The organism is Alistipes sp. i18-0019-D1 (assembly GCF_042852885.1).
Lineage (GTDB): Bacteria > Bacteroidota > Bacteroidia > Bacteroidales > Rikenellaceae > Alistipes.
The window spans coordinates 1,492,435-1,506,224 of the sequence record NZ_AP031424.1; the positions used below are offsets into that span (position 1 = coordinate 1,492,435).

15 protein-coding genes are annotated in these 13,790 nt (G+C 50.4%); 13 read left to right on the forward strand and 2 right to left on the reverse strand.

Annotated elements, in window-relative coordinates:
* Positions 1-76: 76 nt before the first annotated feature.
* Positions 77-664 carry an elongation factor P gene (efp, locus tag ACGHP5_RS06305; protein ID WP_290533291.1) on the reverse strand — a complete coding sequence of 196 codons (588 nt, stop codon included), beginning with the start codon at positions 662-664 and terminating at the stop codon, positions 77-79.
* A gap of 109 nt (positions 665-773) precedes the next feature.
* A complete protein-coding gene (locus ACGHP5_RS06310; RefSeq protein WP_290533290.1) occupies positions 774-1,346 on the reverse strand; it encodes a polysaccharide deacetylase family protein in 573 nt (190 codons plus the stop codon).
* A gap of 241 nt (positions 1,347-1,587) precedes the next feature.
* On the opposite strand from ACGHP5_RS06310, the gene ACGHP5_RS06315 reads away from it, so the two are divergent.
* From ACGHP5_RS06315 to ACGHP5_RS06375, 13 genes are all read left to right on the forward strand, one after another.
* A complete protein-coding gene (locus ACGHP5_RS06315; RefSeq protein WP_337755989.1) occupies positions 1,588-2,709 on the forward strand; it encodes a DNA cytosine methyltransferase in 1,122 nt (373 codons plus the stop codon).
* Between the two features lie 71 nt (positions 2,710-2,780).
* On the forward strand, positions 2,781-3,320 hold the full coding sequence (locus ACGHP5_RS06320) for a hypothetical protein (RefSeq protein WP_337755990.1): 540 nt from the start codon (positions 2,781-2,783) through the stop codon (positions 3,318-3,320).
* Positions 3,317-4,183, forward strand: coding sequence for a Bpu10I family restriction endonuclease (locus ACGHP5_RS06325; RefSeq protein ID WP_337755991.1), 867 nt, complete (start codon positions 3,317-3,319; stop codon positions 4,181-4,183). Before ACGHP5_RS06320 ends, ACGHP5_RS06325 begins: the two co-directional genes overlap by 4 nt.
* 82 nt (positions 4,184-4,265) lie before the next feature.
* Positions 4,266-5,273 (forward strand): DUF4837 family protein, encoded by a 1,008-nt coding sequence (locus ACGHP5_RS06330; RefSeq protein ID WP_337755992.1) that lies wholly within the window; start codon positions 4,266-4,268, stop codon positions 5,271-5,273.
* Positions 5,274-5,327: 54 nt separating this feature from the next.
* Positions 5,328-6,743, forward strand: coding sequence for a cardiolipin synthase (gene cls, locus ACGHP5_RS06335; protein ID WP_337772874.1), 1,416 nt, complete (start codon positions 5,328-5,330; stop codon positions 6,741-6,743).
* A 345-nt stretch (positions 6,744-7,088) separates the two neighbouring features.
* Positions 7,089-7,841, forward strand: coding sequence for a phage integrase SAM-like domain and Arm DNA-binding domain-containing protein (locus ACGHP5_RS06340; RefSeq protein WP_390567919.1), 753 nt, complete (start codon positions 7,089-7,091; stop codon positions 7,839-7,841).
* Positions 7,780-8,310: a site-specific integrase gene (locus ACGHP5_RS06345; protein WP_390567918.1), complete on the forward strand. Its 531-nt coding sequence runs from the start codon at positions 7,780-7,782 to the stop codon at positions 8,308-8,310. Before ACGHP5_RS06340 ends, ACGHP5_RS06345 begins: the two co-directional genes overlap by 62 nt.
* Before the next feature lie 60 nt (positions 8,311-8,370).
* The gene (locus ACGHP5_RS06350) at positions 8,371-8,643 is read left to right on the forward strand and encodes a hypothetical protein (protein WP_390567917.1); all 273 of its coding nucleotides are present in this window, start codon (positions 8,371-8,373) and stop codon (positions 8,641-8,643) included.
* Positions 8,644-9,126: 483 nt separating this feature from the next.
* Positions 9,127-9,435, forward strand: coding sequence for a mobilization protein (locus ACGHP5_RS06355; RefSeq protein WP_390568177.1), 309 nt, complete (start codon positions 9,127-9,129; stop codon positions 9,433-9,435).
* The gene (locus ACGHP5_RS06360) at positions 9,420-9,851 is read left to right on the forward strand and encodes a relaxase/mobilization nuclease domain-containing protein (protein WP_390568194.1); all 432 of its coding nucleotides are present in this window, start codon (positions 9,420-9,422) and stop codon (positions 9,849-9,851) included. The genes ACGHP5_RS06355 and ACGHP5_RS06360 overlap by 16 nt, the downstream gene beginning before the upstream one ends.
* Before the next feature lie 131 nt (positions 9,852-9,982).
* On the forward strand, positions 9,983-11,311 hold the full coding sequence (locus tag ACGHP5_RS06365; protein ID WP_290534246.1) for a sugar porter family MFS transporter: 1,329 nt from the start codon (positions 9,983-9,985) through the stop codon (positions 11,309-11,311).
* A 1-nt stretch (position 11,312) separates the two neighbouring features.
* Positions 11,313-12,173, forward strand: a complete 861-nt coding sequence (locus ACGHP5_RS06370) for a carbohydrate kinase (protein WP_290534247.1) — start codon at positions 11,313-11,315, stop codon at positions 12,171-12,173.
* A gap of 23 nt (positions 12,174-12,196) precedes the next feature.
* The gene (locus ACGHP5_RS06375) at positions 12,197-13,783 is read left to right on the forward strand and encodes a glycoside hydrolase family 172 protein (RefSeq protein WP_390568195.1); all 1,587 of its coding nucleotides are present in this window, start codon (positions 12,197-12,199) and stop codon (positions 13,781-13,783) included.
* Positions 13,784-13,790 lie beyond the last annotated feature (7 nt).

The following is a 13,790-nucleotide window of genomic DNA, read 5'->3' on the forward strand; positions in this document are numbered from 1 at the left end:
GGATGGGTAGTACTTGAGTACATTCCATCCGCCCCGTTCGAGGGATGTGCAGAACGGTTCCGCCTGAAATCGGAAACTACTTGATGCGCTCGTAGTACTCGCGGGTCCGGGTGTCGACGCGGATCTTGTCGCCCGTGTTGATGAACAGGGGCACACGGATCGTGGCGCCGTCCTTCGCCGTCGCGGAGTTCACCGTGGCGGGTTTGAGCGAGTTAGTCGACGCCGTGTCGCCCTTGATACCCGGCTCGGTGTAGATCACCTCCATATCGACGATCGGAGGAAGTTCGGCCGAAAGAACGGCCTCCTTCTCGGTGTGGAACATCACCTCGACGATCTGACCATCGGTGATCAGGTCGTAGTTGTTGATCAGGTTCCGGTCGATGTTGATCTCCTCGAAAGTCTCGGTGTGCATGAAATGTGCTCCCAGGTCATCCTCATAGGTGAACTGATAGGGACGGCGCTCGACGCGCACCTGCTCGATCTTCTGGCCTACCGACGAGAAAGTGTTTTCCAGCACGCGGCCGTTTTCCAGATTCTTGAGTTTCGAACGGACGAAGGCAGGGCCCTTGCCCGGTTTGCAATGCTGGAAATCGACCACAAGGAACGTCTTGCCGTCCATTTCGATACACATGCCGATCTTGATGTCTGCTGCTGTAATTGTCATAGGAATATGGTTTATAATTGTTGTTTTTTCGCGGCGCGAAGTTACGAAAAAAATCCGGAAATTCCTATTCCCGGGGCCACGGCCCGCTGCAAACGCCCGCAGAACGTCCTCAAAGCTCTATCGCCTTGCATTTGAGGCCCATCTGCCGGATTTTCTCCAGCGTGCGGGGCAGGGCGTAGCGCATGTTGCGGAAGGCCTTTTCGCTGTCGTGAAAAACCACGATGGCGCCCGGCGCGAGGTACTTCGTAACGTTCTTCAGGCATGTGCGGGGCGAGAGGCGGCGGTTGTAGTCGCGCGAAATGATGTCCCACATCACCAGCTTGTAACGCTGCCCCAGGAAACGCGCCTGCGCAGGGGTGATGCGCGCATAGGGAGGGCGGAAAAGTTCGCTGTGGATCAGGTCGTTGGCGAAATCCACATCCTCCGTATAGCGTTCGAGGCTCATGCCCCACCCCTTCTGGTGCGAATAGGTGTGGTTGCCCACCTTGTGTCCGGCGTCGAGAATGCGCCGGTAAAGGTCGGGATACATCTCGACGTTCTTGCCCAGCACGAAGAAGGTCGCTTTGGCATCGTACTTGTCCAGCGTCGAGAGAATCCACTCCGTGACGCCCGGCGTCGGACCGTCGTCGAAGGTCAGGAACACGCCGTCCTCGTCGTCGATCTCCCAGATCAGGTCCGGCATCAGGCGCCGGACTATTTTTGGCGGTTTCAAACGCATAGCGCGGCAAAAATAATGAAATTCTAAATAAACGGAAAAGAAAAGCACCAAAACATACGACGACATTTCAATATAAAAACACAATATTTACATTTAACTATGTATCATCAACTTTCAAAATCATAAAACAAAGGCTCCACCATTTCTTCGGTTAAGACATGCAATAAATCTGTAATATTTTGTATTTTAGCGAAAATTTTGAGAAATGAACACAATTGATTTATTTGCAGGATGCGGAGGGTTAAGTCTGGGCTTTAAAATGGCAGGGTTTACATCTATATTGGCGTCGGATATAGACGAGAATTGCAAACTTACATATACTAGCAATTTTCCGGATACCCCCTTTTTATGCCAAGACATAACAACGATAAAAAAAGAATACATAGATCAAATACTTAAGAATAAAACCGTCGATGTTATCATTGGCGGCCCCCCTTGTCAGGGATTCAGTTTAGCCAATAAACATCGCAATGCAATAGAAGACGACCCTCGCAATAAACTCTTTTACGAATATGTCAAATTCATAACCTGGTATGACCCCAAAATTTTCGTCATGGAAAATGTAAAAGGGCTATTATCCATGCATAAAGGACAGGTAATTAACGAGATTATAAAATGTTGTTCAAATGCGGGTCGAGGATACAATGTGGAATATAAAATCCTCAAAGCCTCGGACTTCGGAGTTCCCCAAACTCGTGAACGGGTATTAATCATAGGCACTCGGAAAGATTTAGATATTCGACCAGCATTCCCTGTACCCTCATGCCACCAGGAGATCAGTGTGGACGACGCTATCTCCGATCTGCCGCAGATCAATGCAGGAGAGGGCATGGAAATGTCGCCCTACCCCATGATCCCACAGAATGAATATCAAACATTGATGCGCAAAAATTCTAAACTGGTCCACAACCATATCGCAATGAAACATACAGCACGCCTCATTGAACGGTTCAAAGCAATTAAACCCGGGCAATCTCTAATTGATGTATGGGATACCCATGGAGCCGTACGACGCGGTAACCCCAACGAAAAATCAAACATCAAGTTTTCCCAAAATAATCAGCGTCTGTTCGGAGAAAAACCCGCTCCAACCATTGCTGCATCTTTTCAAAGCAATTTTATTCATCCTCACTTAAACCGCAACTTTACCGCTCGCGAAGGTGCTCGTTTACAGTCCTTTCCCGACGATTTCATCTTCAAAGGATTCAGAACAAAGATGAGTTGGGAACAGGGATTGAGTCAATATCAACAAATAGGAAACGCCGTACCGCCCTTGTTGGCATATGCAATAGCTTCTACAGTAAAAACATTAATAAAAAAGGAATAATGCAAGATATTATTTGCTTTTTCCGTATATTGTGAAAAATCCATAATTCAAAACATAATTCAAAATTTGTTATGTTTAAAGTAAAAGTTTCACAACAACTTAAAATGCATTGCGAACAACAAGGACAAATTTATAATTTGGGACAACGACATACTGCAAACGGAAATCCTGAACAACAATTAACAGGTATTATCGGACAGAGTGTTGTTCTAGAGTTGTTCGGTGAAAAATGGTTTGACGGAAAAAATGGTTTTGACAACGGCGTAGATTTAGTATATGCAAATAAAAAAATCGACATCAAAACTATGGGGCGGACAACGGATGTCAGAAAGGACTTTACCAATAACTTTTTAGCGCTCCAAGACTATTTTGATACAGATATTTACATATTTTGCAGTTATCACAAAACAAATTTGGAACTCACGATATGCGGATGGATCAGCAAAACTGAATTCCTACAGAAACGGAAATTTCATCCAGCGGGAAGTATCCGGTACAGGAATGACGGTACAAGTTTTCGAACATTTGCAGATTTATATGAAATAGACATCAAAGATTTACATGATGTCCAAAATATCGACGATCTCAAACAACAACTCGATTCATTATGACCCATACGACCATAGAAGAAATAGTAGCTTCAGACCGAAGTTTCATCCATGCATGCAATCTTTTGCAAAAGAAACGGTCGTATGCCTCATTAACACCGATTCGTCAAACTGCTCTTAATGCGATTATTCCTCAATATCTAATTTTCATCAATGAAAATCTGAAACTATCCGGACATTCAGAGCAAATCATAAAAAAGCGGGTTGAATTACTGAATTCATACTATAAATTTCTGTTAGACAATGGATTCGACAATACCTTTACATCTCAAGGGAAATTAAGACCTACTATCCTTGAAGAATTTTTATATATCCTATTCAAAGACTTATTAGCGGAATTAAAAAAAACGATTCCAGACGATAATGATATCCTAAATTTAGGCAATGCAAAAGCATATACAAACTTGTATTTTACAGCAAAAAATCTTAAGGATTTCATCAGTACACCCAATATCGGCATCAATAAAAAAGATCAGGATTTTGCAATTTACAGGCCTATAACATTGAAAATAGATAACGGACCGACAGAAAACGTAAATATTCCTATCGTATCGATTGAGGCCAAAACCTATTTGGATAAAACAATGCTTGATGGCTCAATCGCAACTGCTGAAAAAATTAAATCTGGCAATCCATATGCAAAATATTATGTAGTAGCTGAAACATATGAAGTAAATCCGTCCGTTGATCCGGTATATTCAAGAATCGACCAAATTTATGTTTTGCGAAAAAGTCGAAGACGGAGTGATCGTACTCCCATTCATGAAGATGTAATCATAAAATTGGTTAATGAAATCAAACATCACCTTACAAGAGATTGGAGCAACGTAGAAGCTAAAATGCTGGAACTCGGTGAAATAATATGATTAAACAACATCCTTTGAAATTCCGTGCCATTTGGAAAAATATACGTATATTTGTGATAAAGACAACTCGAATCGACCGGCTATGAAAACGTTTTACCGCATTGCGTTCGCGGCGCTCCTCGTCGCAACGGCGGCAGGCTGCGACGCCTTCCGTTCGCTGACCCAATCGAAGCTCAAAAGCGCGCAGGGGAAACCCTACGAGCTGATCGTCGCTTGCCCACAGAAGGAGTGGACGGGCGAAGTCGGCGACACGCTGCGCGCGATATTTACCGCCCCGGTTCCCTACCTGAACCAGGTGGAGCCGTTGTTCGACGTGCTGCGCGTCCAGGAACGCGGACTGACGGGCATGGTCGCCGACCACCGCAACATCCTCAAGATTCTGGTCGATCCCGAGCTGAAGGAGACGACGACCGCCGTGCAGTACAACGTGACGTCCGATCCGCAGATCGTGATGACGCTGCAAGGACCCAGTGACGGGGCGCTGGTAAAATACCTTTCGGAAAACCGGGAGAGCCTCGTCTATGCGCTCGAAAAGGCCGAACGCGACCGCGCCGTGAAGGCCAACGAGACCTATGGCAACCCCGGCATCGAGTCGGCCATCTTCAAAACGTTCGGCGTGGAGATGAAGGTCCCGAAGGGCTACACGCTGGCCGCCCAGAAACCCGACTTCATCTGGGCGCGCAACGAGTATCCGACCGCCAGCCAGGGATTCTTCATCTACTCCTACCCCTACGAAGGCAAGCAGTCGCTCACGGAAGAGGCGCTGGTAGCCGCACGCAACAAGTTCGCGGCACAGATTCCCGGCCCGTCGGAGGGGTCGTACATGATCACGTCGGACGCATTTGCCCCGGACTACCGCATGTTCCGCATGGAGGGACGCCTGTGGTGCGAACTCCGCGGATTCTGGGACGTGCACGGCGACTTCATGGGCGGCCCGTTCGTCAGCTATACGACCGTGGACACGGCCACCGACCGCGTCTTCACGCTCGACTGCTACGTCTACGCCCCCGATCTGAACAAACCCCGCAAGCGCAACTACATGCGAGGACTCGAACACCTGCTCTACTCGGTGCGTTTCCCCCAGCAGTAAACCCCGCTTCCGGCGCGGAACACCCGGCCGCACGATGAGAAGAAACCGACGGATATGCAGCAGATACTGACATATACCTTTCTTGTAATCTACACAGTCACGATCCTCGGCATCGTTCTGGTCATCATCACCGACAACCGGAACCCGCTGAAGACCCTGCCGTGGATCATCGTGCTGGTGCTCGCCCCGGTCGTGGGGCTGGTCTTCTATTTTTTCTTCGGGCAGAACCTCTCCAAGCAGCGCATCATCTCGCGCCGCACGCGCAAACGCATCACCATGCAGCTCGAAGAGGCCCGCGACGACGGACGGCCCGACATCCCGGACGAACACCGCCCGCTGGCCCGGCTGCTCGCCGCGACGATCCACTCCGTGCCGCTCTACGGCAGCCGCATCACTCCCTACACCGACGGAAAGTCGAAGATGGAGGCGCTGCTTGCGGAAATCGCCCGGGCGAAGCACCACATCCACATCCAGTATTACATCTTCTGCGACGACGCGACGGGCCGCCGCCTGCGCGACGCGCTGGTTGCGAAAGCCCGGGAAGGGGTCGAGGTGCGCATCCTCTACGACGACGTGGGGTGCAGCGGCGTGAAAAAGTCCTTTTTCGAGGGAATGCGCCGCGAGGGAATCGAGGTGTTCGCGTTTCTGCACGTCAAGTTCCCGCTTTTCACCAGCAAGGTCAACTACCGCAACCACCGCAAAATCGCCGTCATCGACGGCTGTGTCGGCTTTATCGGCGGTATGAACATAGCCGACCGCTACGTCCGCGGCACGGAGTGGGGATCGTGGCGCGACACCCACTTCCGGATCGAGGGCAGCGGTGCGGCGGGGTTGCAGGCGTCGTTCCTGAGCGACTGGTCGGCGACCACGAAGCGCCACATCGCAGGTGCGGAGTACTACCCCGCGGCGAAACGCCATACGGACGACATCCTGCAAATCGTGCCGAGCGGACCGTTCGGCAAGTGGCGGACCCTGTTACAGGCCGACAGTTACGCCGTCTCGAACGCCCGGAAGCGAATCTGGATACAGACCCCCTACTACCTCCCGTCCGACGTGCTGAACTCGGCCCTGCAGGTGGCGGCGCTGGCCGGCATCGACGTAAGGCTGATGCTCCCGGCTCGCTCCGACTCGAAGGTCGTAGACCTGGCCTCGCACTCCTACCTCGACGACATGATGAAAGCCGGGGTGAAGATCCTCTTCTACAAACCCGGCTTCCTCCACTCCAAACTGCTGATCATCGACGACTCCCTGACCGTCATCGGCTCGGCGAACATGGATTTCCGCAGTTTCGAACACAATTTCGAAGTCAACGCCTTTGTCTACGACAGAGAGTTCACGGCCCGCATGGCCGGGGTATTCGAAGACGACGCTTCGCGCTGCCATGCCCTGACGCCCGGAGAATGGTTCAACCGCCCGCGGCCGCGACGCTGGGCGGAGTCGCTGATGCGGGTCTTCTCGCCGCTGCTGTAATTCCGCCTAAAAGGCGGGAGCTTTGATTTTAGGCCGGTAAGTTTTGTGCATCGTGAGACACGGGGCGGACGGAATGTACCGAAGTACTATCCATTTGTATTCCGAGAGGAGAAAATAGCGTAAATATTAGGTTTTCAATAATTTAATATTCGCAAGAATTTTCTTCTTCGGGTAATAACCGGCATAAAAAGGTAATTCCAGACGAGGTTTCGGTTTCCAGATCGTTACCTCGTCTGTTTTGTTGTGTTTTGCATAAAACAGTCATCTGTAGTTTTTTGGATCGTCCTTCATCTTGACAAACGACTCTGAAGAAATTAGTTTTCAACCCCTAAATTTCCTCGGAGTATGCGCAGCACATTCAAGGTTCTGTTCTACCTTAAAAAGGACAAACACAAAGTTCAGCCTGTTGTTCCTGTCATGGGCCGTATTACCGTCAACGGTACTATCTCCCAGTTCAGCGCCAAACTCAACGTACCTCCCCATCTGTGGGAAGTGAAGGGCGGAAGAGCCAAGGGCAAAAGCTTTGAAGCCGACCGTATCAACCGCCATCTGGATAATATCCGTATCCAGATAGGTAAACACTATCAATCTATCTGCGACCATGACGGATATGTTTCCGCCGATAAGGTGAAGAATGCCTGTCTGGGTTTCGGCAGAAAGTATAAACTGTTACTGGAGTTATGCGATGAATTCTGTAAGGATTACAAGACCCGTGTAGACGTCGACCGTACCATCCACTCCTTACTTCGTTATCAAACCTTAAGACGTGATTTGAGTCTCTTCGTCTGCCGGAACTATAAAGTCAGGGATATTCCCCTTGCGGAACCGGACCAGTCTTTTGCAGAAAAGTTTACCGCCTATCTGAAGCATGTCAGAGGCCTTGCCGACACGACGGTCAGCGTTGAGATCAAATCGCTGCAGCATATCGTCAAGAAAGCGTTTAACGACGGGCAAACAGACAAGAATCCGTTCGCCTATTACTATTATGTTGCCGAACAGCCGGAGATCGAATACCTCACCGAATCGGACACGGGATATGTTTCTGTTCTGCTGTTTCACGGGGTTGTCGTATGCCGATCTGGCGAAACTGAATTATGAGGAGTTGAAACAAACTCCGGACGGAGAATGGTGGATTAGCAGTATCCGTCAGAAGACGAAAGTCGCGTTCACGGTAAAACTGCTTCCGGTCGCAAAGGCAATCCTTGAAAAGTACCGTATTCCGACAAACCGGTTCAACAGACTTTTTCCCGGAAATCCGGATAGGGTCTTCCCGGTCGCTTCCTTGAAATACTCGGACGCCTGCCTGAAACAGATCGCCAGACAACGCGGAATTACCAAGAATCTGAAATTTCACTGCGCGAGACATACCTTTGCCACGACGGTCACGCTGATGAACGGTATTCCGCTGGAAACGGTATCAAAAATGCTGGGGCACAAATACACGACTACGACTCATATCTATGCCAAGGTGACAAACCAAATGATAGGTAATGCGATAAGCCGAATAGAGGACCAAATTGGCGAACAGTTCCAATTTCCGACTCTGAAAAAAGAAGCGGTCGGATAAATTCCGAACGGAGATTCAATCCAGCTCTTTTTTCCGCCGGCAGGGAATTTATCGCCGGAGATGAAAATCCGCAAGGCCATGCGAATCGCCCGAGGGCGAGTCTTGCGGATTTCCGTCCCCGGCGTTTTGCTGGACGCGACCTTTCTGATTGCAGACGGCAATGTTTACAGGGGTGATGTTCATGATACAGCATTTAAAAGGTTCAACAACTCGCGTTTGGGGATAGCCATTCTGCCAGATTTTGCATTTTTGCTGCATTCAGAAATGCATTCTTTCAGGAATTCAGAGTTTATGAATATCCTTTATTCCGAAAAAGGGAAAGAGCAATTTTAACAACGAATTTCGTCCCGGGACAATCGCCATCGCGCCGACACGATAGCCTTTTAGGATGATTCAAGTTCATGGCTCACAAACGCTTCCTTTTATTTCTACCGCAATATAAACAGGATAACGCTTCGGTTTCGATGTCCGCTCACGACCGCACCAGTCCGCACCGAGGGCTTGTTCCAGCGCCCGCACGGTTGTAATATTGCACCGGGAACAGACCCGGCCTCAGGACCCGTCATGGAGGACTTCCGAAACTTTCGGCAGCAATTCTTCGGCGCGGATTCTTGTTGTCGCCAGACAACAGCGAGCTGTACCTTTGTCCGACAAAGGTACTCGCTCTGCGAGGCTGGGGCGTTCTCCCGAGTCGAACGCCTTTTAACCTGAAACTATGAATACCAACCAAAAAAGAAGACAGCAACCTAAAACACCGGGTTATAAGTATTCTTTCCGCCTCAATGAAGAGCAGAATATCCGCTTCAAGGAGTTGCTTTGCAAAGCCGACTGGAGCATAACCGCAGCCGTTTTATTGTCAAAAGAATCTTCGCCGAGGAGTTCGTAGTCGTCAGACGCGATCCCTCGAAGACGCAGTTTGTCGTGCGGCTGAATGACTTTTATTTCCAATTTCAGCGCATAGGTGCGAATTATAATCAGGTCGTAAAGGTCATCAATGCCCACTTTTCCAACGTCGCTATCCCGCATCAGATCGCTCTGTTGGAGCAGCGGACCCGCGAGCTGAAGGCTTTAAGTATCGAGATTCTGAACTTCGCAAAACAGGCGAAGGAGTGGTTGCGAATATAAGGTCGGGCTCCTCGCCCGGAGGGGCTTTGTATTACAACAAGAAGAAAGTAGATAAGGATGAAGCCGAGATCCTCTATTGGCAGAAGATGCTGGAGCCGTTCGACCGATACGGACGTATGGATGTCGACGCCTGTATGGAGAGTTTCCGGCCGTACCTCGAAGCTAACAGAAGGACGACCAATACGGTTTTCCATGTTTCGCTGAACCCTTCACCCGAAGACAAGCTGACCGATGAACAACTCCGGGAGGTTGCACGCGAATATATGGAACGCATGGGCTACGGCAACCAACCCTATATCGTCTTCAAACATAAGGACATCTCGCGCGAACATCTCCACATTGTATCGTTGCGCGTCGATGAGAACGGACATAAAATCAGCGATTCATACGACCTTTCCTGTCCGGCGGTTTTGTAACCAGAACTACAAACAAGCAGATCGAATTAGATTGATTTGTAACAAGGCTTATCGCATCTGTAACAATCGTTATCGAAAGGTTGTACACAACAGACTATTTTTGTTATGCCAAATAAATCAACTAATCTGATATGAAGAACAAGTTACTACTATTCGGGTATGTCTTTGCTGCCTCGTTCGGGGCATTCGTAGTCGGGCTTAATCTGGGCGGAATTTCAGGGGCGCTCGAATTCATTACCGCCGAGTTCGGCCTTTCGGCCATGGCCATGGGACTCGTGACAAGTGCCATTATGATCGGCTGCCTGATAGGTGCATTGCTGGGAGGGCGCTACAGTGATAAATACGGTCGTAAAAACATGATGATCATATCCGCCGTCGCGTTGATATTGTCGGCCGTCGGATGTGCTCTGGCGAGTAATGTCGCATGGCTGATTGCAGCCCGTTTCCTGGGCGGCTGCGGTATGGGAGTTCTCTCGGCCGTAATACCTATTTATATATCCGAAATATCCCCGGCCAAATGGCGCGGAACGTTCGTCTCGTTTTACCAGTTATTCATCGTTATCGGGATTCTTGCTGCTTATTGTGCCGACTTCGGGATGATTTCGTGGGCAAACAACTGGCGTTGGATGCTCGGATTGCCGTTGTTGTTTGCTGCGGGCAATCTGCTGATGCTGTTGTTTCTGCCCGAAAGTCCGCGCTGGTTGATTAGACAGGGGGAATACGAGGTTGCCCGGAGAGCCATTGCCCGCATGGGAATTTCTGCCGAAGATGCGGCAGTTATGCTTGAAACACCGCAACCTTCGCAGAAGGGCGGCCCCAAATTATCTGAATTATTCCGTGGGTCGACGGCATATATCGTACTGTTAGGCTCGTTGCTCGCCGTATTCCAGCAAATCACCGGAATCAACGTCATTATTAATTATGCCCCTGAAATATTGCGGCAGACCGGCATTGGTGGAGATACGGCGCTCATGCAGGCCATCTATGTCGGAATAGTGAACTTTTTGTTCACGATTGTCGCCGTATGGTTGGTGGATCGTCTGGGACGCAAGAAACTGCTTTTGTGGGGATGTGCCGGACTGGTCGTATCGCTGGCGTATCTGACCTATGCCTTTGCTCAGCCGCAACCCGACAGTATCGGTATTCTGATTGCCCTGCTTGTTTACATCGCTTTCTTTGCAGTGTCGCTTTCCCCGCTTATGTTTGTCGTTACAGCCGAAATATATCCATCGGCGATCCGGGGTACGGCCATGGCGCTTTCGACGGGGATCAGCTGGGCTTGCGCATTCCTGGTCGTGCAGTTCTTCCCCGTTATGCTGGAGAGTTTCGGTGCAGCAATCGTTTTTGCCGGATTCGGAATCCTTTGTCTTGCTGCATGGCTGTTTATCTACATCTGGATTCCTGAGACCAAAGGGCGTTCGCTCGAAGAAATTGAAAAACAACTGCTAAAAAAAGAATAAGATGCATTCCAAACCCCTTGTCATCGGTATCGGTGAATTTCTGTGGGACGTTTTGCCGACAGGACGAAAAGCCGGAGGAGCTCCCGTAAATTTTGCTTATCATGCCTCGCAGAATGGTGTCGAAGGCTGGGCTGTCAGCGCTGTCGGCAATGACGATGCCGGACGCGATCTGCTGGCAGTTACCGCCAGTTACGGTATCCGCACACTCGTTGCCACGGTGGATAAGCCGACCGGCACTGTCGACGTGTCGCTCTGCAACGGTCAACCTACCTACACGATCCACGAACATGTTGCCTGGGACTATATTCCGCTTACGGAAAAGATGCTGTCCCTGGCTTGCGGCGCCGGTGCCATCTGTTTCGGCACGCTGGCACAGCGCGGCGAGGTTTCGCACCGGACTACCTGCGCCATGGTCGAAGCCGTACCGGCCGAAGCCTATCGTATATACGATATCAACCTGCGTCAGCATTTCTATTCGCAGGAGTTGATCGACCGATCGCTCCGGATGGCGAACGTATTGAAAATAAATGATGACGAGCTCGTCCGACTACAGGAACTGTTCGCTCTTCCGGGGGATACGGACGCTGCGTGCCGCCAATTGGCGGAGCAATATGCACTTCGCATGATCGTACTTACCGGTGGGGATCGGTTCAGTTCCATTTACACCCATGACCATATATCTACACTGCCGACTCCCCGGGTGGAGGTCGTCGATACGGTAGGTGCGGGCGACGCATTTTCCGGAACCCTGATCGGAGCCCTGCTTACTGGCAAGACGATCGCGGAAGCACATCGGACAGCCGTCGAGACTGCAGCCTATGTCTGTACCTGCGCTGGCGCGTGGCCTCCGCCCCGTAAATAACCGAACCTAAACCCAAGTTTACCATGAAACAACTCGTTACAATCTTAATGGCGCTCTGCATCATAAGTTGCGGAACGCACAACAGCCCCCCGGACACAGCATCCCCGATAACGACGGCATCGCTGTTGGATGAAATGGTTTCATACGACGTAGTGACCGGTTATCCTGCTGTGAATTATCGTGCGGCGCAAGTCAGCAGTTACGACCGCCGTACCGTCAGTCCCCACGAACCCGGTTGGTTCGCCAATGACGACGGTGCCGGATTCGAACGGCTCGATACGGTTCGCGGCCGTGTCGAAAAGGTACTCTTCGATGAAAAAGGACCCGGAGCCATAACACGTATCTGGATGACGACGTCCGATAAACGCGGAACTCTGCGCTTCTATTTCGACGAATCGGATACACCAGAAATCGAGATCCCGGCTTATGACATGGCACGCTTTCCGGCAACTGTCGGTACGGCCCTTTCGCTGACACATACGCATTATGAAGATGAACTTTCCAAAACCGGTGGCAACACCTTCTTTCTGCCCTTGCCCTATGCCCGATCCTGCCGTATCACGCTTGAAGAACCCGATTACACGGTCAAAATACCCCGTTACTATCATATCGGATACAGAACCTATGACAACGGAACGAATGTTCGGACCTTCTCGTTGAAAGAGGTGCGCAAACTCACGGATAAGATCGCCGCGGTAAATCGCAAACTGCTCTCCCCCGAAATGTATGCTGATGGAACGGAATGTACCCGGACAGTCACCCCGACGTCGAACGGTACCACGTCACTGCACTTGCCTGACGGAAGTAAAGCGATCCGGTCGCTGGCCATAACGCTTTCGGAATTCGATCCGGCGGATCTTACCGAAATTATGCAGCAGACCTGGTTACGTATCGATTTCGACGGTACACGCTGTGTGTGGTGTCCTTTGGACTGTTTCTTCGGAGTTGGTACCGGTGCGCCGGCTTCGTCGGGCTGGTATGTTTCATCCGACGGCAAAGGTTCCTTTACGAGCCGCTGGGTGATGCCTTATGCGGAACATGCGGACCTGCGTCTCGAAAAAAAGAGCGATATTCCCTTTACAGCCGTAATCACGTGCTATGTCGATGATTTCGACCGTACAGCGCAGACACTCTATTTCCATGCAACTTACCACGATGAAACGGGTATTCCGGTCAACAATGATTATAACTCGCCGGACAATCTCGACTGGAATTTTACGACCATAACCGGTCACGGGGTCTATTGCGGCGATGTGCTGTCGCTTTATAACCACTGTCCGGACTGGTACGGCGAGGGCGACGAAAAGATCTGGGTCGACAACGATACGTTCCCTTCGTTCATGGGTACCGGGACGGAGGATTATTACAACTGTTCATGGGCGCCTGTGGTGCCGTTCGCAACGCCGTTCGGCGGCGCTCCCCGTGCCGATGAAACATCGTCACACGGTTACAACACTTTTGTCCGCACCCGGAATCTGGATGTAATACCATTCGGGCAGCGGTTGCAGTTCGACCTGGAAATGCTGAGCTGGAATCCCGGCACGGTCGATTACCGTGCAGCCGCTTTCTGGTACGGGACAGCGTTGTCTGAAGCAACAGAGAAAAACTAACCTAAAT